A 20,912-nucleotide genomic window follows, 5' to 3' on the forward strand; every position below is an offset into this window, starting at 1 on the left:
TATGGAAAACCCAAACCACAAATTCATCAAGCTTTTTCTGCGGGTCGCGCTGGCGGCTGGCTTTCTCTCCGCCGTGGCAGACCGATTCGGCATGTGGCCCAGCGAAGTCTCCGTCTGGGGCGACTGGGGCAATTTTGTCGCCTACACCGGACTCATCAATCCATGGTTTCCCGAGTCCCTCGTCCCTTCGCTCGCTGCCATCGCCACCGCGGCTGAAGTCCTCTTTGCGATCTGCCTCCTGCTTGGCTTCAAGACGGAGCTCTTTGCCAAGCTGAGCGGGGTATTGCTACTCATCTTTGGGCTGTCGATGACCTTCTCCACCGGCATCAAAGGGGCGTTTGACTACTCCGTCTTCGCCGCCGCGGGGGCTGCCTTTGCGCTGAGCGCCTGGGGTGGAAAAGCTTGGGAACTGGACAGCCTTTTGGCGGCAGACAGGACATAGACTTATAGAAAATCTTTTAACTTGGCTCCACAACCTTTTTTCAAACCCAAAATATGCGCTATCGCAGCCTAGGAAAAACCGGAATGAAAGTCTCCATTCTTGGATTTGGAGCTTCCCCTATGGGCAACGTTTTTGACCCCGTCGATGAAAAAGAAGCCCTCTCCGCCGTTCACTACGCCTTAGACCATGGCGTCAACTTCTTCGATGTTTCTCCCTTTTACGGGCTGACTTTGGCGGAGTCCCGCTTGGGAAAAGCATTGGAGGGCAAGCGAAAAGACATCATCCTGGCCAGCAAATGTGGCCGATACGACTTGCAGGACTTTGATTTTTCCAGAAAGAAAATCCTCCAAAGCATAGACGAGTCGCTCACCCGCCTGAAGACCGACTACCTCGACCTCTTCCAGCTTCACGACATCGAGTTTGTGGACAAGCGTATCATCATCGAGGAGGCTATTCCGGCCATCCAGGAAGTCGTACAGTCCGGCAAAGCGAGATTCTGGGGAATCACCGGACTTCCCGTGCGCTACCTTGCCCAGATAGCAAGGGAGAGCAAGCCCGACAGCGTGCTTTCCTGGGGACATTATAACCTGCTCGAGGATGAAATCAACGACGAGCTGGTGCCGCTTTCCAAAGAGCTAGGCTTCGGCCTGATGAATGCCGCACCCCTGATGCAGCGCATCCTCTCCGACGCCAGCCTTCCGCCCTGGCACCGCTCTCCGGACGAGGTCAAAGCTATGCAGCCTGTTCTGCTGGAGCTTTGCAAAAGCCACGGAGTGAGGCTGAGTGACGTGGCTTTGCGCTATGCCATGAACCATCCCGACATCGCCACGACCATTGTCGGCATGTGCGAACTGGAAGTGGTCAAGCAAAACGTCGCCGCGGTGGACTTTGAGATTCCGGCGGAGCTTTTGGCACAGATCGAGTCCCTAGTCGCCCCGGTGAAAAACCGGATGTGGTTTGAGGGAAAGGCGGAAAACAATATCTAGTATCGAGTAGCAAGACGCTAGTATCAAGACTTAACACGAAGATCTAAGCGGGAGCCCACTCCCCCTTTATTCTCAAGCTAAACCTGAAATACCAATCTAATCAAAGGGGGCAGGGGGATTTAAATTACTGACCAGGATGAAAGTCCGATATCAGAAAATGAATTTAAAAACAAAACTAGCATCGGCTGTGGACTGTCGTCTGTGGTCGGTTGACGAAAAACTATGAAAGCACTTTTTCTTACCGAAATCGGAAAATCAGAAGTCCGCGAAATCGAAAAACCATCGCCCAAAGCAGGGGAAGTCCTGCTGGAAGTGGGCATGGTTGGGTTTTGCGGCGGAGACATGAACGGGTTCAAAGGCCTTTTCCCCCTTCAGGAGTACCCCAATATCCTCGGTCACGAGGTCGGAGCGACGGTGGTCGACCTTGGCTCGGACGTACCCGGCACCGTCCAGGTCGGAGACCGGGTCACGCTCTACCCCTATCTCGCCTGCGGCACTTGCGTGGCCTGCCGAAAGGGCCGTCCCAACGCCTGTAGGACCAACAAAACCATGGGCGTGCGTCGTCCCGGCGCAATGACGCGCTACGTTTGTGCCCCTTGGCAAGACCTCTTTCTTTCCAAAAGACTCAGTCTGCGCGAGCTCGCCCTGGCGGAACCTCTGACCGTGGGCTTCCATGCCGCAGCCCGTGGCAGGGTAGGAATCGAGGATACCGTGGCCGTCTTGGGTTGCGGGATCGTCGGACTGGGCGCCGTGGCCTCCGCTGTCAACCGAAAAGCCACCGTGATCGCCATCGATCTGGATGATTCCAAGCTGGAAATCGCCCAAAAGATCGGCGTAGCCCACACCATCAATCCAGCCAAAGTGGACTTGCACGAGAAGCTCCAGGAGCTCACCAACGGCGACGGGCCGGATGTCATCATCGAGGCGGTGGGAAGCCCAACGACCTATCGTAGTGCGGTCGAGGAAGTCGCCTTCTTGGGCCGGGTGGTGTGCATAGGCTATGCGAAGGCGCCGGTGGAGTTTAACACCTCCCTTTTTGTACAAAAGGAAATCGAGATCCTGGGTTCCAGAAACTGCGTGGGAAGGGAGGACTTTCCCGAGGTGATCGACTATCTGGAAGCGGGAAAATTCCCCGTGGACGAGGTCATCTCCAAGGTCATCTCCATAGACGAAGCACCGGAAACGCTGAAATCCTGGTCGGAAAATCCCCAGGGAATCATCAAGATCATGATAGACTTTGAACGATAGGCCATGATCAAATCCGCAGTCACTATCGCGCTGGTTCCGCAGATCAAGTCGGGGCCTTGGATCTTTTGGAACGATCTGGAAAAAAGTCTGGAAAAGGCGGCAGCCCTCGGCTTCGACGCGGTTGAATTGTTCACCGCTTCAGCCGACGCCATTGACCCGATTCACTTTGGAGCCTTATTGGAGAAACACCAGCTTCAACTCGCCGCCGTGGGAACAGGTGCGGGGAAAGTCCTTCATGGCTTGACGCTCACCGACCCAGATGCCACAGTCAGGAAAAAAGCCATTTCCTTCATTTCGGACATGATTTCCTTCGGGGCAAAATTTGGCGCGCCGGCCATCATCGGTTCGATGCAGGGCAATGTGCTGCCCAATGGAAACCGTGAAGAAACAATGGCTTGGCTCACCGATGGGCTGAAGATACTGGAGAAACATGAGCAGGAGAAAGGCGTCTTTTTGATCTATGAGCCGCTCAACCGCTACGAAACCAACCTCCTCAATACGCTGGAAAGTGCCGTGGATTTTCTGCGGAAAAACAACCTGGAAAACACCAAGCTGCTGGCCGACCTTTTCCACATGAACATCGAGGAATCGGATCTATCGGCAAGCATCCGGGACTTTGGCGGCTACGTCGGCCATGTGCATTTTGCCGACTCCCAGAGAAGTCCCATGGGATTGGGCCATACCGACATGATGCCGATTGCCGACGCTTTGAGGAAAATTGGCTATTCGGGCTACGTCTCCGCAGAGGCTTTCCCCCATCCCGATCCCGATGCCGCAGCCGAGCAGACGATCAAGGCATTTCGGAAATACTTTGGATAAATGCATTTACGATTTAAGAGGTTTGATTTACGACGTGCAGTAGAACCTCAATCGCATTCCGCCAACTTCATCATCTTCAAAAGCGCTCTACCTGCCAATCCAGACCAACTCTAAAAAGAACCCCGTAAATCGAAAATCCCAAATCGTAGTTCCCATGAAACGCTTCTGCCTCACCCTTGACCTCATCGACGATCCCGAATCCATCCGGGAATACGAACAATACCACGCTCCCGGAGCCGCTTGGCCGGAGGTTACCCAGCACGACATAGACTGCGGCATCCTGAATATCGAGATCTTCCGCACCGGCAACCGGATGTTTATGATCTTGGAGACGGTGGACGAGTTTACTTTTGAGAAAAAGGCCGAGCAGGATGCCGCCAATCCCATTATCGCCAAATGGGAGGACTTGATGTGGGGGTTTCAGCAGCCCATTCCCTGGTCCAAGCCGGGCGAAAAGTGGGTGCTGATGGACAGGATTTTCAAGTCTGGACTTTAGGCTGTTCGTGATTTGCAATCGCGAACCGGCATTTAGGGATCTGCGATCCATCCAAGTCTCTTTCCTATTCAATCCGGAAAAAAACAGCTTGCTGCCCATTTTCTATTTCTCGGATTGAAAATCCGACGATAGGACTTCGAAATTACAAATTTCGAAGAGCGGAAGCCTATAGCACAAACAAACCGGCTTTTGCTTTTTTCACCCCAAAAACTAGCTTTACCGCCACTCTAATTATCCTTAATGAAAACAATACTTAACAAATTAATTTTTGGCGGTCTTTTCATCTTCCTTTCTTGGAAAGGTTTAGATGGTCTTATAATAAACACTTTCCACGGAAACACTGAGACCTTCGACATTTCGCAACTTGAACAATCGAAAATCATCGAATCAAGAAACATAAACATCGTAAACGGCATCTCTTACAAAGAGGATTTCATTTACTACGAAGAGAATCAGTTCTCTCCTGTAGATATTGTATATCCTCTGTTGAGTTTTGAACAGGCAGAAAGACTAGCGAATTCTGAACCGATAAGCGTTAAAATACTGGTTCGACTTAACAACCAAAACAGGGATTGCCTCACATCCGGAAATTGTCTACCAGTGGATAGCGCCTCTGTAAATGGGTTGGTCAAGACTGGACTAGAAAACCTGAAAAGTAGTGACTTTGAAACCTTGGAAACCGACTTATTGAGGCTGGACGAAAATGCAATTTTGATAGAGCTGAACGATAAGCCAATCCTCTGGTATTGGAATCTGGCAATGTTCGCTGGAGGAACAATATTTGGGTTTGCCATTCTCAAATCATTTTTTAGAAGAGCAAACAGTATCGAAGAATATTGGACTTTGGTGACTGAAAAAGATCAGAGCTAAATTGAGTAGCATGTTTAGCTCTGACCCTCATTTTTTGAAGTTTAGAGATTTTTGCGATTACAGAGCTCTTCTCATAATTAATCTTTTAATCCTTCTTCCGAAACTTCCCTTCCAACACAGCTATCGGCACTACCGCACCGACCGACCAAGTCAAGCCCTCCCATTTTCTCGATACTTCCCTAGGCGGCGCATCGTCCAGAGTCAGCGTATAAAGCCGATTGGTACCTAAGGCGAAAAACTGTCCTACTTCAAGGTTAAGAAAAGCGGAATTCAGAAAACGGACTTTGGCGTGAAGGCCGGTTTTGAAGAAAAAGGGGCTTTTTGCCTCAGAAGTAAGTGAGTACTCCATTTGCTCCTCTCCATGCTGCATTGTCCCGGATCTTGAATCATCGTCTTTCAGAAAAACCAAGGAGCAATTACTGGTAAAAAAGGCACCCAGGCGGACATTCTCCTTTTCCCCGGTTGGAATATCGTAGCGAAAGGTAAAGGGCAAGACCAATGCGGACAAATCTGAGTTTGCGACATATTCTTCTCTTTCCCAGATCGGAAAATAAACCGCACTGGAAGTATGGTGATACACGGCCAAGCCCGACTCGAGCGACAAGTTCCCTCTTCGGTATCCCAATCCGAGACCATAGTAAAGACTCAGATCCTGCAAACCAGAGAAGCTGGGATCTGGATTGTTGCCATAGCGCATCCCAAATTGTGGTAGCAAAAAAAGCCCCTCATCGTCGCTTAGCTTGCGGTATGTATCCTTTCGATCGAATCGCTCGGCCTTTTTGAGGGCATTGGTTTGGACTTGGGAAAAGGCCGTCGAAGTGGAGATCAAAAACATCATCCCGAAAAAGAACCCTAGTCTAGTCATAGCATGGATTGTCAAAAAACCATATTCTAAACTAATGTAGAACTTCTTTTATTGTAATCGTTGAAGGAAATATTTATCGTTCTTTTATTTCCTTTTTATGCCAGTACGAAGCAAGGATAGACCCCGAAATATTCATCACCGGCCCGAAAACAGCCGCTGCCAAACCAACGGTGGCGATCTTGCCCATCTCCTTGGCAATGCCTGAGGCCAAGCCCGCATTTTGCATCCCCACCTCGATGGCAACGGTGCGGCAGTCTTTTTCCCCCATCCGAAATATCCTCGCAAACCAGTACCCGATCGCATACCCGGAAAAGTTGTGGATCAAGACCAATCCGATCAGCAGCATCCCGATATCCAAAAGGGCATCGCGGCCGGCGGCGGTGATCACGACGATGATCAGGCCTATCCCGATCATGGACACGATGGGCATGGCCTTGTCCAGCCAGGCCGACTTGCCGCGAAAAATCTTGTTGAAGATCAGCCCCGCGCCGATGGGGATGATGATCATCTTGAAGATGTCCCACATCATCTTCACCAGGTCAATCTCGATAAACTCGCCCGCCAAGACCTTCATCAGAAAGGGCGTCATCAGCGGAGCCAACATCGTGGTCACCGAGGTCAAGGTGATAGAGAGAGCCAGGTTTGCCTTGGCGAGGTAGGTCATCACATTGCTGGCCAAGCCACTCGGCGAGCTACCCATGAGAATCAATCCCGCCGCGATCTCTGGTGGCAGACCACTTAGCCAAGCCAGGGTCAAACCGAGCAGTGGCATAATGAGAAATTGCGCCCCCACTCCAATCAGGACTGCCTGGGGAGTCTTCACCACCCCCGCAAAATCGCGGATACTCATCGACGTGCCCATTCCAAACATGATGACCTGGATCAGGGGCGTGATGAGGTTGGAAAACTTGTAGCCTCTATACTCCTGGAAAAACGCCGGATAAAACATCGCCATTGTTACCGCGGCCAGGATCATCAGGGAATAGGTCAGGCCCTTCAGCGACTCATAGCCCCGGCTTCCGACTCCCAAGAGGACAAAAAACAGGATCAGCAGCGGGCCTGGCCAAGTGGAAAAACCTCCCAGCCAGGCGAGGCCGGCCATGAGTAAAACAACAAGCGATGCATACAGACAATAGGTGTAGATTTTCTGATTCAAAACAGCGGTATTTTGGGTAGATAGTAAGATAAAAATCTCCGCCGAAAAACAGGGGAATTCCGACGGAGACAGAGCGATAAATCAACTATAGGTTCGGTCGTGGGAGCGTTTTTCCGTCCACTCGTCAGTCGGTGCGAAGTAGGTCTTGTCCGTAGCGTGCAGGTGCTCTTTGACCACCTCCTCGTTGAGCTCGATTCCCAAGCCGGGAGCGGTAAGCGGCACCGGCGCGTAGCCCTTGTCGATGAGCTTGTCACCACCGGTCGTGGTCACGAGGCTTTCCCACCAGGGCACATCCACCGAGTGGTGCTCCAGCGAGAGGAAGTTTTGCGTAGCAGCGGCGCAATGGACATTGGCCATAAAGGACACCGGAGTCCCTGCCTGGTGCATCGCCATCGCAATCCCAAACTCCTCCGCATAGTCCCCGATGCGCTTGGTCTCCAGCAGTCCTCCACTCGAGGCCAAGTCCGGATGGACGATGTCCACCGCACGATTGTGGATCAGATCTTTGAAGCCGCTGAGCAGGAAGATGTCCTCCCCCGTCAGGTTAGGCGTATCCAGCGTGTCTGTGATGACCTTGTGCTGCTGCCACATCTGCCAAGGCACCATGTCCTCAAACCAAGCCAAGCGGTATTTGTCCAAGGCCTTGCCAAGGCGGATGCAGTTGTTCATATCGATATGTCCGTAGTGGTCGGTGGAAATAGGAACCTCGTATCCGACCATCTCCCGGACGTTGTGAACGATCTTTTCGAGCTCATCCAGCCCTTTCTCCGTGATTTGGATTCCGGTGAAAGGGTGAGCCGTGTTGGAGTAGGACATAAATCCTCCTTGCCACTGGCTGGAACCGCCGTTGTCGAAAATCTCGGTGTTCACCAGACAGCCGGGAATGTCCTTGATCTCGTTGATCGACACGTCCATCTTCAGCCAGGTGTAGCCCTGGTCTTCCATGCGGTATTTGATCTTTTGCTTTTGGTCTTCCGGATCTTTTCCCTCGGGCGTATCTGCATAGAGGCGCACCTTGTCCCGGTACCTGCCTCCCAGCAGCTGCCAGGCGGGGACGTTGTAGGCTTTGCCGCAAAGATCCCAGAGCGCCATCTCCACGGCGCAGACACCGCCGGCTTGCCTCGCTGGCCCTCCAAACTGACGGATAATTTTGAACACCCGCTCCACGTTGCAGGGATTTTCGCCCATGATGCGGCTCTTCAGCATCAGCGCATAGCGGGGGTCGGCACCGTCACGGACTTCCCCCAAACCGTAAATGCCCTGGTTGGTGTCGATCCGGATGATCGCCGTGCGTCCCATCACCGCGGTGACGCAATAGCGCAGGTCCGTGATCTTGAGGTCTGCGGGAGCGGAAGCGCGCTTCACGTTCCGTGTGGTCTCCGCCATGGTATCCTCAAAGGTGAGTCCGGTGAGTGCCGCCAGGCTAAATCCGCCCAGGGCAGTTTTCTTTAAAAAGTCCCTGCGGTTGGATCCGGTCAAAGGGTTTTCCATTTCGGCCTTTCGGTGGGCCGCATAGCGCTGCTCCTCCGCCCGCTGCTGGGCGATGATTTCTTGAAGTCTGTTTTTCATGTATCAGTTGTTTTGGGTTATGTTTTCCTGTATCTCCGCAATCTTGCCAGTGAGCGAATTCACTTCTTCACAGGGGTTGGAAGACCGATGACCGAAGACCGAAGTAGGGCAAAGCCCCAACTTTAGCGTTATCTCGGATTGTCACGGCTACTTGCTGGCATATCAGCGGATAATCATTATGTTTTTCTTGTAAAAGCGGTGATTCTACTTTCGTCAGAAATCCCGTTTCGCCGAGGGGCTATTTTTTAAAAAGACCGAAGAAATTTGAGACCATCGGGAAACTTGGCGGCTACCAGTTCCTTTCCTTGAAGTAGTTATCCAGTTCGGCTTTGGTCATGGGGAGTTTTCCGGGGTAGTTTTCCAGCCAGTTTAGAAAGTCCTTTTTGATTTCATCGGTCCATTCGGAGTCGATCTGTCCGGCCAGGTATTTTTTTTCCCTCAAGCGCTGATGGCCAAACTCATCCCTCAGCCCCGTGATCTCCGAGGTGATCACCAAGTCCTCCACCAGATGCGCGGGGATAAAAATCACCCCATATTTCTTCGCCAAAACCACGTCGCCAGGAAGTACCGTCGCGCGGCCAACTCGGATAGGAGCATTGATGGAAGTGAGCATCATCTCGCGGATGAAGGAAGGATCTTGCCCCTTGTGCCAAGCATTGAAGCCCTTGATCTCCGACAGTCCCTCTTGGTCGCGGACAGAACCGTAGAAAATCACACCCCGCTGGGACTTGGCATAGATGGAGTTGCCCAGGTTGTCGCCTATGAGCGTGCCATCGGCGATCTTTCCGTAGCCATCGGCCACATAGACGTCGCCGTTGGTCAGGATATCGATGGGCCAGGAGTTGGTTCCGCCTTTTCCGGATCTGCCCTCCTTGTCCACACCTTGCGTTTTGATCTGGTTTTGGTAGTCGGGCCGCAAGGGCATGTATTGGGCCGTGACCACGCGTCCGGTCATGGCGGAGTCAGGCCAGATGAGCTGCCAGTCGCCCTCGTATTGGTTGTTGTAGCCCTTGTTGCGCAGCACGCCCCAAGTCTCCTCGATGGAGATGTTTTTCAGCCGCTCCAGGATGGAATCAGACACCTTGGGACGTCCGTCCGGGAATCTCTCGCCCTTCCACTCCGCGGTGAGCGCTTTGATGAATTCGGGGCTTGCGCCTACATTTTGGGAAAAAGCCTGCGGTGCCAGTCCCAGCGTAAGGCAGGTCAGGATGAGCAGGCGAGTTAGTTTTTTGGAAATCATGGCGAATGGTTATTGGTTATTGAGTTATTGGTTATTGAAAATTTCACATTGACCATTGGCAATTGGTTATTGGTCATTGATAATTGCCCATCGTCTATTCAAAGAAGGGAATCCCCGGCACGGCATACTTTTTCATGCCTTCCTCATTGATCTCCACGCCGATGCCGGGCTTTTCGGAAAGCGTGATAAAGCTGTTTTCCGTCCTCGGCCCGTCATAGGTCACGATATCCTGCCAGAGCGGATCGGTGTCCATGTAGATCTGCCATTCGAGGATCTGGAAATTGGGCACCGAGGCGCAGACATGGCAGGAAGCCATCGCCCCGAAAAAGGAAGCGACCATGTGGGGTGAAAAGGGCACGTAGTAGAGGTTGGCGAGATTGGCGATGCGCTGCCCCTCGCCCAGCCCTCCGGCCTTTTGCAGGTCGGGCATGATGATGTCCACGGCATTGTCCGCCAGCAGCCGGGTGAAGCCATAGGCCAAATAGATATTTTCCCCCGTACAGATCGGCGTGGAAGTCTCCTGGCTGATCTTCTTGTACACGTCCACATTGTCGGCGGGAACCGGCTCCTCCAGCCACATCAGGTTAAGCGGCTCGTACATCTGGGCCATCTTGAGTCCCGTGACCGCATCGTATCGCCCGTGCATGTCCACGCAGATGTCAATATTGGGGCCTACGGCCTCCCTCACGGCAGCGATGGCGTTGTACATGCGCTCGATCTCCATGGGATTGGCCGTCCAGTTGAAGCGGTCGTACTTGTTGGGATCGCGCCCGTCGTCCACGTCAAACTTCACCGCATTGTAGCCCTTGCTGACCGCATTTTTGGCGGCTGCGGCATAGTCATCCGGCGTGGGATTGGTCGAGGTGTAGAGGGCGGTGTCGCAGTAGACGCGGATTTTGTCCCGGAACTTCCCGCCCAAAAGCTGATAGACCGGCAGTCCATAGACCTTTCCTGTCAGGTCCCAAAGCGCCGTCTCTATCGCCGTGAGCACGGCCACGTAAACACCGGACTGCGCACCTCCAAAGAAAGCGCCTTTGCGAAGCTGCTCCGCGAGGCGGTTGGGATTCAGGGGACTTTGTCCCTTGAGCTGATCACCCATACGCTTGACCAGGTAGTAGGTGCCTTGGATCGCATCCACCGCTTCACCACAGCCCCAAACGTCCTGGTTGGTGTAGATTTTCACATAGACCGCGCCACGGACATAGCCGCATTTGACGTCGGTGATCTTCAGATCCGAGGGCAGGGAGCGCTGTGGGGTTCTTTCCACCGCTGCCTCCAGGCCTGTTCCGAAGGTGCCCAGCAGGGCTGCGCCCGTCAGCCCTAGGCTTTTTTGAAAAAATGCTCTTCTATTTTCGGTTTTTGGGTTCATTGCATGCTGTGTTTGGGGTTACCAGGTTCGGTTTTTCAGGTACTCTTGGATTTGCTCGCGGGAGACGGGAAGCTCGTCGATGTGGTCGTTGAGCCATTGGGAAAAATCCCGCTCGATCTCGTCCGACCAGCGGGTATCGATCTGTCCGGCGGTGTACTTGCCTTCCCTCAGGCGCTGGTGGCCAAACATATCCCGAAGGCGGACGATCTCCGAGACGATCACCACCTGCTCAGCAAGATGGGCAGGGATGAAAGACACGCCACCGTCCCTGCCCAAGACCACATCCCCCGCCATCACGGTGGCCTGCCGGATTTTGGTAGGCTGGTTGATTCCCACGAGCATGGTGTTGAGATTGCCCTGCTGGTTGTGATGGGAAGGATGGTAGCTGCTGTAGTAGGAGGTGAATCCGCCGATTTCCTGGAGTCCGGCGATATCCCGTAGCGCCCCGTCATAGACGATGCCGTTGCCGGATTTGGCGAAGATCGCGTTGCCGACATTGTCGCCAATCGTCGGCCCATTGACTTGGATTCCAAACTGATCCGCGACATAGACATCTCCTTTCACCAAGAGATCAACCGGCCAGGAATTTTGGCCTTTTTTCCCCTCAGCCTTGCCGCGCTCATCTATCGCATTGTGGATATCCGGCCTGCCCGGCAGAAAGGTCGCCGTCACGGCCCTGCCGATCAGAATGCTGTCCGGGTTGATCACCTCCCAGCCGTCGGCATATTGGTAGAAGTATCCGGCGTTTTTCATCACCGCCCAGGCCTCGTCGTGGGTCACGAGCCGCATACGGCGGAGGATGTCATCGGGGACTTTGGGGCGCCCGTCATCGAAGCGTTCCCCTTTCCACTCGCGTGTCAGATACACCAACTCTTCCTTGGAGATCTGCTGCGCAAAAGACAAAAAGGTACAAGTCAGCCCCAGCAGGCTTAGAAGCAAAGTTTTTTTCATGGGAGAAACTGTTTGTCTGGAAAAAAGCGGCCCGGACTGGCCAGGCCGCCGGTTTTCATTTGTGCCACCAAACTTTCGTAGCCAAGTCATCCGGCCCCTGTGCGGAGATCGCCGCGCCCACATTTTCACCGTTGACGGATATCTCCGAATTGGGATAGGTCAGACGGTTGATGAAAGGCACCTCACGACCCGGAAAGGGATTTTCCTGCAACACCGGAAACCCGCTCCTCCTAAAATTGGCAAAAGCTTCGGGGCCATTCAGGAAGGAGGAAATCCAGTATTGCGTATTGATCTGCTCCAGGGCCTTGGCTGGATCAAAGGGATTCGCCGCCAAATACTGGTCAATCGCCGCCTGCGGGATAGTCGAAGCCGGATCGATGGAACTGATTTGGTTCATGTGCGCGATGACGGCATTTCGGTAATACTCCTCGACGGTGCCCGTGGTGATCCATCCCCGATTTCTTGCTTCAGCGAGCAGCAGCAGGTTTTGGGAAGCAGTGACCAGAAAGTTCGGTGCTTGCAGCTTGGTGATCCTTCGGCGATCCACTTGGGCAAACTCATAGAAGCTTGCCAGTCCTGCCGCAGCGGCGGCTTTGACGGCTCCGGCGTTGTCATTGCCCATGGGCATGCCGACTTGGATAGCCGGATCGGAGCTGGCGTTGGCTGGAGTCTGTTCGGGACCGGACTTCGCCCCCACATAGGTGACAGCGATAGCCCGTAGCCTGGGATCACCGGTAGCCTTCAGATAGTTGACAAAGGGTGCCGCCAAGAAGAAGTTGGACGCCTCCGTGGAGTTGAGCATGTTGCCGATCGGATTGGTATAGTTGGCGTCATGGGCGATGAGGGCATTTCCGGAATTTGCGAGAATCACCGCAGGCGCGGCCTTAGCCACCACCTGTTGCGCCAGGGTCGGATTCACCCGGCTCAGCCGCATGCCCGCGCGAAGTAGGAGCGAATTTGCATAGGCCTTCCACTGGGGGATGCTCCCTTTGTAGAGGATGTCCGCAGTCTCGATCTTTCCACTCAGGCTCAGCGCAGCACCCGCCTGGTCCAGCTCTTGGATGATTTGGGGGTAGATGCTTTCTTGGGTATCATAAGCTGGGAAGAAGATCTGGTCCGAATATCCCCTGCCGGCCTCGGTGAAGGGAACGCTGCCGTACGTGTCGGTCAGGATCATGAAAGCATGGGCCTGCACGATCCGGGCCATGTTGTAGACATTGGACTGGGCAGGGATATCCTTGGTGCGGGAGATGACGTCACTCGTGTTTTTGACGACATTCTGGTAGTAGTTTTGCCAGTTGACCTGGGTAGAGGCGCGGTTGTCCTGGTTGTAGTTTGCACCGGTGAGCACGCCTGAGTTGGGAGAAATCACCTGCTGCACCACGCCTACCTCGTAGATGAGGGTAGCCGTCGGGAAAGCCAGCCCCAGCGTCGCCGCATTGAGCTGGATTATGGGATCGAGGGTAGTTGCCCGCACCTTGTTGGTATTGAGCTCGTCAAAGCCCTCGTCGCAGGAACTGGACAACACCAGAAAGAACAGTATCGCCAGGTAGTTATATGTCTTTTTCATGGAAAGTAGCATTAGAATTTAACATTCAGATTGAAGCCCAAACCTCGAGTCGTCGGCAAGCCGGTAGATTCCATTCCGACCAGGTTGTCCGAGGAATAGCCAAAGGACTCCGGATCGATGTTGTCCACCCACTTTTTGATCATCAGCACGTTATTCGCCACGAGGGAGAGCTTGACCGAGCGGAAAGGCTGCTCCGCCGGCAGGTGTTTGGTAAAGTCATAGCTGAGCGTGACCTGGCGCAGCTTCCAGTAGCCCGCGTCGTAGATGACCGGCTCCACGAGGGCCTGCGAACGTACCACCTCCCAGTAGGACTGGACCGGTGCCACAGCGGTGTTGGTCTCCCCGGCTTCGTTCACGCCGTCTCCCACTACACCGCCTTCCCGGCCTTCCAGGGTCATCTTGTGCAGGCCGTGTCGGGTCGCGTTGAAGTTGGTACCGGAGAGCATTTTGCCTCCGAGCTTGAAATCAATCAAGAAAGAGAAAGCAATGCCCTTGTAGTTGAAGGAGTTGTTCCAGCCACCGATCCATTTGGGAAGGGCGCTGCCAAAATTGACCAAGTCCGGAGTGCGGATAGGCAGGCCGTTTGCCGCAAAAATCTTCCGGCCCTGCTCGTCGCGCTTGTAGCCAAACCCGGCGATCTGGGCCATTTCCATTCCCACTATTTGCCGTAGCTCTCCGTTGAAGACGTGCGTACCCACGGTGATCCGCTCGCCGGGAGTGTCGGTCAGCAGGCTCAGCACCTCGGTGACGTTGTAGGCCGCGTTAAAGGTCGATTCCCAGACGAAGCTTTCGTTTTCTACCGGCACGAGGGTCAAGAGCGTCTCGATGCCCTTATTGCTGCTTTGGCCGCTGTTGATCGACGTGTTCAAATAGCCCGAAGCGTCGGAAATCTGCGCACTCACGATCTGGTCGGTGGTGAGCTTGCGGTACGCAGCGACATCGAGAGTCACCCGGCTGTTGAGCATGTTCAGCTCAAAGCCGACCTCCGTCTCACCGATTCGCATGGGGCGAAGGTTCGGATTCGGAAGCGTCCCCCCCAACGGCCCACCCACGGGCTGCCCATTGAGCAGGTTGGCGTTGACGTTGTAAAACAACACGTTGGAATAAGGCCCCACGTCCGAGTCACTACCCACTTCCGCATAAGCCACCCGCAACTTTCCAAAATTGATCAGGCCGCTGCTGACCGATTCGGTAAACACCCAGCTGGCGGACACGGAGGGATAGAGGATGCTCCGGTTGTCCTTGGACAGGGTGGAAAACCAGTCATTTCTCAGCGTACCGGTCAGGAAGAGGCGGTTCCTATAAGCCACCTCAGCCGATCCATACAGGGAATTCACGGCCCGCTCGTTTAGGTCGTAGATGGGGTCTTTGGCCCGGCCGTTTTGCACGGTGTACAGATCCCTGATGACAAAGTCCGTGACTTGCACACTGTTCAGGTCCGATCTCCGCTCCATGTGATTGCCGCCAAAGGTGAAGTTGGTACCGAAATCCCCGAAGGTCTTGTTGGCCGAAAAGAGAAAGTCCGTGTTGATCTCCCGGAATCTGCGCGACTCCTGCGTATAGACGCCGTTGACAAAACCTGCCGGAGCCGGAGCCCTGGAGGCCTGCCCGGTAGGAAAGTTGTTGTAGTCCTGATCCCTAGACCAGTAGTCCTGGCCTACCCGTCCTTGTACAGAAAGCCAAGGGAGGATCTTGTACTTCACGTGGATATTCCCAAAGACCCTGTCCCTGCGCACGTTTTGAAACTGCTTGTCCAGCGTGAAATAGGGGTTGGTTCGGTTTCTAAACCGAGAGTACACGATCTCGTCACCGACGGCATTGTAGGCGTTTTCCTTCAGGATTTCCAGAGGCATGGAGTTGGCCATGTTGTACAGCGCTACAGGGATGGTATTGTCCTGCTGGCCGATGTTTGGCGCGTTTTCGTTTTCCTCTTGGGAATAGTTGATATTTCCCCCGAAGCTAAACTTGGGAGACAGGTCATAGCCAAAGCCGAGGTTTAGGGTCTTCCTGTTGTAGGTGTTGTTTGGCACGATGCCCTTGCTGTCCAGATTGGCAAAGGAAAGGCTGAGGCCGCCTTTGTCTCCCGTGGAAGTCAGCGTGATGGAATTGGTCACGTTTTGCCCGTTGCGGAAGAAATCGCCGATGATCCCTTTCTGGGGTACATAGGGCACTTCCAACCCATCATACAGGATGTGCGTCATTCCAGGCTGGAATTTTTCCCCAAAAGACCACTGTCCCGAGGTGGGGTTTGGCGCAGTGGGTCGTACGCCCTGCTCGCCCTGCCCGTACTCGTACTGGTAGTCGGTGAAGTCCAGGGGAGTCTCGTTGGTGTAGTTGAGGTTGTAGGTCACTCCGATTCCCTGGGTATCCCCTTTGGTCTTGGTCGTGATCATGATGACGCCATCCTTGGCCCTCGAACCGTAGAGCGCGGCAGCAGCTGCCCCCTTGAGGATGGTCATGGTTTCGACGTCGTCGGGGTTGATACTGGAGAGACCATCCCCGCCATCGGAGGTATTTCCCCCTCCCCTTACGCCAATCGAGTTGTCCGAGGCATTGTTGCCTGGGTTGGTGCCAAAGTTGGTATTGTCGATCGGCACGCCGTTGATGACGATGAGCGGGTTGTTTTGGCCCGAAATAGAAGACTGCCCACGGATACGGATCTTGGACGTACCGCCTGGTCCGGTGCCGAGGGAGGAGATGTTGACCCCGGCCACTTTGCCCTGCAGGGCGTTCATCAGATTGGGAGTCCGGTTGATGGTCAGCTCATCGGATTTCACCTTGGATGTGGCAAAGCCCAAACTCTTGGCCGACTTCTCAATACCCAAGGCCGTGACGACCACTTCCTCCAGGTCGCTTTCATCCACCTTCATGGTGATGTTGACCACAGAGCGGTTTTGGACCGACACTTCCTGGGAAATGTAGCCCACGAACGAAAAGACCAGCACGGCATTGCCATCGGGAACATTGATCGAAAAGTCTCCCGCAGTATTGGTCACCGCACCGGTGCTTGTGCCTTTCACCAGGATGTTTACCCCCGGAAAACCGTTTCCGTTTTCGTCCAGCACCTTGCCGGTGACGGTGACGTCAAAGCGTCTCGCTCGGTCCGAGCGGTCGGAAACCGTCAAAACCGGGGCTGAAGGGGTGAGCGGAAAACTGGTGAGTGACGCCGTCAAAGGGGAATTGAGATTTCCGTCCGGCTTGGTCTTTTCCCCTTTTTTGGGATAGATGACAAAAAACCTGGCTCCCGCCTTCTCATAGGTCAGGCCGGAATTTTTGAGGAGCTCGTCGAGACCTTCCTCCACCGAGCGGTATTTCTTTTTGGACACCCGCACGGTCTTCTGGGCCACGAGGTCGTCCTTGAAGGCAATCGAGACGTCAAACTGGCTTTCCAAGGAAGTCAGGCCGTCCCTGAGTGCAAAACTGGTCACCGCTCCCCCCTCAGACTGAAACCTGTCTGAGGACGCCAGTGCTTCTTTGTACTGGGCGAGCGCCCATTGGCCTCCCGCTCCGTACAAACAGAGAATTAGTAAAAGCTTTTTCATAGGATATGTTGGGTTATTATTAATTGACTGGCACTCGTACTCGCTACGCTTATTCGATTTGGTACACCGAGTCGCGGTAGACGACCCGGACATTGAAGATCTTGGCAGTAAGCCGCATAAAAGACTGCGCATCCGAAAGCGGCATCGACCCGGACGCACTTTGGTCTAGGTCCACCCCAGGCCCCACCTCCACGGCTATCCCGTAGTTTTCCTCCGCCATCCTGACCATCTCGGCCAGCTTGGTACTTTCCAACTGGAGCACGTTTTTGGTCCAAGAGACATAGGCTTCCGGATTCACGCGCTTCTTCTGTATTTTTTGGCTGTCATACTCCACCAGGTCGCCCGGTGTCATCAGGATTTTGGAGGGCTTGGGACTGTCGGTGAAGCTCATGGTCACATTTCCCTCGCTGAGCAGGACCTTGGTCTGCCGGTTTCGGTGATACACGTTAAACTGCGTGCCCAGCACCTCCACTTCCACACCCGAGGTGGGATAGACCTTGAATGGCTGGTGGCTCTCCAGATGCTGCACGTCAAAAAAAGCCTCGCCCTCGACCCACACCTCCCGTACTTGGCTGGAATGCCAGTCCGAGGAGTAGGTCAACAGCGAGTTGGCGTTCAGGATTACCTTGGAGCTGTCTGGCAGGGTGAGGGCAAGGGTTTCCCCGAAACCCGTCCGATAGATCACCTGGCTGGAGCCGAGGTTCATCAAAAAGTAAAGCGCCAAGCAGGCAAGCAGCGCGAAAGACGCAGCAATCCAAGCGGGACGGAAGCGCCTAAAGGCAGATTGCTTGGCGACAAAGAGCGGCTTGGGCCGGATATCCTGCTGGATTTTTTTCCAGACCCCCTGGATATCGGACTCCCTCAGCTGGAAGGGAGGCGTATTGATCTCTTGGAGGATCTTCCGAGCCTCCAGCACTTGGGGCTGGAGTTCGGGATTTTGGGACATCCAGTCGTGCCAATAGTCCTCTAGCGACTGGTCTGGGCGCAAAACCCAATCTTGAAAAACGGGATCCTCCAGAAATCTCTGAAGGGGGTAGGAGGACTCTGGATCTGAAAATCTGTTCACTGGAATTTGGCTTTATACCTCCAAGAGCCGACTCCAGCTGGGAACTCATCAATTTTTCCCGACTTTTTTTAAAAAGTCTGCCTTCGGAGCTTTTCCCTCAGCAGTCGGATCGCCTTGGAAATCAGATTGTGGACCGCCTCGACCGAAATCCCCATGACCTCGGCGATCTGCCTGCTCTCCATGCCATTGTAAAACCGCAGCACCACCGCCTCGCGCTGCCGCCGGGTGAGTTCGCGGACGGCGTGCTGCACCAGTTTGCAATTTCGGATCGCCTCCTCCTCTTCTATCCACTCGGACTCCTTGGAATCCTCCGCCTCCAGCACCTCTTCCTCCCAAAAATCGGGGTGTACATCTTTTTTTCGCTCGGCGATCTTGGCAAAAAACAAATTGCGATAGGACCGAAAAAGATAGCCCTTCACCAGACTCACCTCAGAGAGCGACTCCCTTTTTTGCCAAACCGAGGTAAAAAGCTCCTGGACGCAATCTTTGGCCAAATCCGGGTCTGGGAAAAAATGCATCCCGTAGTTGTACAGGGGGTTCACAAACTTTTTGAACAAGGAAGAGAAGGCAAGTTCATTTCCCTTTTTCACGCTTTCCCAAAGCGCGCAATCTTCCGAACCCGAAGAGTCCGTCGCCTTGATGAAAAACATTTTGTTTGGAACATTTGGCATATCTCAAACTTTTCATACTGAAAAAACCCCAATTAAGGTACATATAAGAGACACACATGTCAATATGTAAAATTAGTCAAATTCACTAATGCGGGGATTTGAGGGATAGAGACTTGCTGAAGGACGCTAGCTTTTGAGCCTTACGGCCTTACAGCGATGCCAATAGGGGGGAAACTTCACGGACGGATAACCTTACTCCAAAATTTTATTCGTACTTTTGCGGCTTCAATAAGGCAAACCATGCAGAATATTCGGAATATCGCGATCATCGCGCACGTTGACCACGGCAAGACCACCCTAGTGGACAAAATCATCCACGCATCCAAGATCTTCAGGGAAAACCAACAGTTTGACGACCTGATCCTGGACAACAACGACCTGGAACGCGAAAGAGGGATCACCATTCTTTCCAAAAACGTGTCCGTACGCTACAAAGACACCAAAATCAACATCATCGACACCCCGGGTCACGCCGACTTTGGCGGTGAAGTGGAGCGCGTCTTGAAGATGGCCGACGGGGTAATCCTCCTCGTGGATGCCTTTGAAGGCCCCATGCCACAGACCCGATTCGTACTGGGCAAGGCTCTTGGCCTTGGCTTGACCCCTATCGTGGTGGTCAACAAAGTGGACAAGGAAAACTGCCGCCCTGACGAGGTGCACGAGTCCGTGTTTGAACTGATGTTCAACTTGGACGCTACCGAAGAGCAGCTGGAATTCCACACCCTCTACGGTTCTGCGAAGCAAAACTGGATGGGCCCGGACTGGAAAAACCCGACCGACTCCATCCTGCCACTTTTGGACGCGATCCTGGAGTACATCCCTGCCCCGAAAATCGCCGAAGGCTCCCTGCAGATGCAGATCACTTCCCTGGACTTTTCCAACTTCGTGGGACGTATCGCCATCGGCCGAGTAGCACGTGGCACCATCTCCGAAAACCAGCAAATCGCCCTTTGCAAGGCTGACGGCAGCATCAAAAAGATGCGCGTGAAGGAACTCCACACCTTCGAAGGCCTAGGCAAAAACAAAGTTCAGACCGTCTCCGCAGGCGACATCTGCGCCGTGACTGGTATCGAAGACTTCGAAATCGGTGACACCATCGCCGATGCGGAAAAGCCGGAGCCACTTCCTCGTATCTCCATCGACGAGCCTACGATGAACATGCTCTTCACCATAAATAACTCTCCGTTCTTCGGCAAAGAGGGCAAATTTGTGACCTCCCGTCACCTGCGTGACCGATTGATGAAGGAGACCGAGAAAAACTTGGCGCTCAGAGTAGAATCAACCGACTCCGAAGATAAATTCTTGGTATTCGGACGTGGCATCCTCCACTTGTCCGTACTGATCGAGACCATGAGAAGAGAAGGCTACGAGCTCCAAGTGGGCCAGCCCCAGGTGATTTTCAAGGAAATCGACGGGGTAAAATGCGAGCCTATCGAAACCCTCGTGGTGGACGTACCGCAGGAGACTGCCGGTAAAGTGATCGAACTCGCTACCCAAAGAAAAGGCGAACTTCTGATCATGGAGCCAAAGGGCGACTTGCAGCACTTGGAGTTCAGCATTCCTTCCAGAGGACTGATCGGACTGAGAAACAACGTCCTGACCGCAACCCAAGGTGAAGCGATCATGAACCACCGATTCACTGCCTACGAGCCTTTCAAAGGCCCAATCCCAGGCAGAATCAACGGCTCTCTGATCTCTATGGAGGGCGGTCCATGTACTGCCTACGCCATCGACAAGCTTCAGGATAGAGGTGTATTCTTCATCGAGCCGGGCGACGACCTGTACACCGGCCAGGTGATTGGCGAGCACTCCAGAGACAACGACATCGTGGTCAACGTACAAAAAGGCAAGAAGCTCACCAACATGCGTGCTTCCGGCTCCGATGACAACGTCCGAATCGCCCCTCCGAAGCGCTTCTCCCTGGAAGAGTCTATGGAATACATCCAAAAAGACGAATACCTGGAGATCACGCCGAAAAACATCCGAATGAGAAAAATCTACCTGGATGAAAACGAAAGAGCCAGAATGGCCAAAAAAGAAGCATAACAAACA

General features: G+C 53.7%; 17 protein-coding genes. 7 read left to right on the forward strand and 10 right to left on the reverse strand.

Annotated elements, in window-relative coordinates; all coding sequences use genetic code 11:
• The first annotated feature begins 1 nt into the window (after position 1).
• The 6 genes from J0A68_RS09695 (at position 2) to J0A68_RS09720 (ending at position 4,861) form a co-directional block, all read left to right on the forward strand.
• On the forward strand, positions 2–442 hold the full coding sequence (locus J0A68_RS09695) for a DoxX family protein (RefSeq protein ID WP_206578011.1): 441 nt from the start codon (positions 2–4) through the stop codon (positions 440–442).
• Positions 443–495: 53 nt separating this feature from the next.
• Positions 496–1,428: an aldo/keto reductase gene (locus tag J0A68_RS09700; protein ID WP_206578012.1), complete on the forward strand. Its 933-nt coding sequence runs from the start codon at positions 496–498 to the stop codon at positions 1,426–1,428.
• Positions 1,429–1,650: 222 nt separating this feature from the next.
• Complete coding sequence (locus tag J0A68_RS09705; protein ID WP_206578013.1) at positions 1,651–2,676, forward strand: zinc-binding alcohol dehydrogenase family protein; 1,026 nt, start codon at positions 1,651–1,653, stop codon at positions 2,674–2,676.
• A gap of 3 nt (positions 2,677–2,679) precedes the next feature.
• Positions 2,680–3,495, forward strand: a complete 816-nt coding sequence (locus J0A68_RS09710) for a sugar phosphate isomerase/epimerase family protein (protein WP_206578014.1) — start codon at positions 2,680–2,682, stop codon at positions 3,493–3,495.
• 154 nt (positions 3,496–3,649) lie between these two features.
• On the forward strand, positions 3,650–3,991 hold the full coding sequence (locus J0A68_RS09715; protein ID WP_206578015.1) for an L-rhamnose mutarotase: 342 nt from the start codon (positions 3,650–3,652) through the stop codon (positions 3,989–3,991).
• Positions 3,992–4,231: 240 nt separating this feature from the next.
• A complete protein-coding gene (locus J0A68_RS09720; protein ID WP_206578016.1) occupies positions 4,232–4,861 on the forward strand; it encodes a hypothetical protein in 630 nt (209 codons plus the stop codon).
• Between the two features lie 85 nt (positions 4,862–4,946).
• Here the strand turns inward: J0A68_RS09720 and J0A68_RS09725 are convergent, their stop codons facing one another.
• The 10 genes from J0A68_RS09725 to J0A68_RS09770 form a co-directional block, all read right to left on the reverse strand.
• The gene (locus J0A68_RS09725) at positions 4,947–5,726 is read right to left on the reverse strand and encodes a hypothetical protein (protein WP_206578017.1); all 780 of its coding nucleotides are present in this window, start codon (positions 5,724–5,726) and stop codon (positions 4,947–4,949) included.
• A gap of 73 nt (positions 5,727–5,799) precedes the next feature.
• Positions 5,800–6,828 (reverse strand): bile acid:sodium symporter family protein, encoded by a 1,029-nt coding sequence (locus tag J0A68_RS09730; protein ID WP_206578188.1) that lies wholly within the window; start codon positions 6,826–6,828, stop codon positions 5,800–5,802.
• A gap of 135 nt (positions 6,829–6,963) precedes the next feature.
• Positions 6,964–8,451: a mandelate racemase/muconate lactonizing enzyme family protein gene (locus J0A68_RS09735; RefSeq protein ID WP_206578018.1), complete on the reverse strand. Its 1,488-nt coding sequence runs from the start codon at positions 8,449–8,451 to the stop codon at positions 6,964–6,966.
• A 289-nt stretch (positions 8,452–8,740) separates the two neighbouring features.
• The gene (locus tag J0A68_RS09740; protein ID WP_206578019.1) at positions 8,741–9,691 is read right to left on the reverse strand and encodes an RraA family protein; all 951 of its coding nucleotides are present in this window, start codon (positions 9,689–9,691) and stop codon (positions 8,741–8,743) included.
• A gap of 94 nt (positions 9,692–9,785) precedes the next feature.
• Entirely contained in the window at positions 9,786–11,060 is a 1,275-nt protein-coding gene (locus tag J0A68_RS09745; RefSeq protein WP_206578020.1) for a mandelate racemase/muconate lactonizing enzyme family protein, read from the reverse strand.
• Between the two features lie 18 nt (positions 11,061–11,078).
• Entirely contained in the window at positions 11,079–12,011 is a 933-nt protein-coding gene (locus tag J0A68_RS09750; RefSeq protein WP_206578021.1) for an RraA family protein, read from the reverse strand.
• A 55-nt stretch (positions 12,012–12,066) separates the two neighbouring features.
• Positions 12,067–13,581, reverse strand: coding sequence for a SusD/RagB family nutrient-binding outer membrane lipoprotein (locus tag J0A68_RS09755; protein ID WP_206578022.1), 1,515 nt, complete (start codon positions 13,579–13,581; stop codon positions 12,067–12,069).
• 11 nt (positions 13,582–13,592) lie between these two features.
• A complete protein-coding gene (locus J0A68_RS09760) occupies positions 13,593–17,123 on the reverse strand; it encodes a SusC/RagA family TonB-linked outer membrane protein (RefSeq protein ID WP_206578023.1) in 3,531 nt (1,176 codons plus the stop codon).
• A gap of 49 nt (positions 17,124–17,172) precedes the next feature.
• Positions 17,173–18,189 carry a FecR family protein gene (locus tag J0A68_RS23010; protein ID WP_206578024.1) on the reverse strand — a complete coding sequence of 339 codons (1,017 nt, stop codon included), beginning with the start codon at positions 18,187–18,189 and terminating at the stop codon, positions 17,173–17,175.
• 68 nt (positions 18,190–18,257) lie between these two features.
• Entirely contained in the window at positions 18,258–18,839 is a 582-nt protein-coding gene (locus J0A68_RS09770) for an RNA polymerase sigma factor (protein WP_206578025.1), read from the reverse strand.
• Between the two features lie 261 nt (positions 18,840–19,100).
• Here J0A68_RS09770 and typA point away from each other — a divergent pair, with 261 nt between their 5' ends.
• A complete protein-coding gene (gene typA, locus J0A68_RS09775; protein WP_206578026.1) occupies positions 19,101–20,906 on the forward strand; it encodes a translational GTPase TypA in 1,806 nt (601 codons plus the stop codon).
• Positions 20,907–20,912 lie beyond the last annotated feature (6 nt).

Source organism: Algoriphagus oliviformis (assembly GCF_017254915.1).
GTDB lineage: Bacteria > Bacteroidota > Bacteroidia > Cytophagales > Cyclobacteriaceae > Algoriphagus > Algoriphagus oliviformis.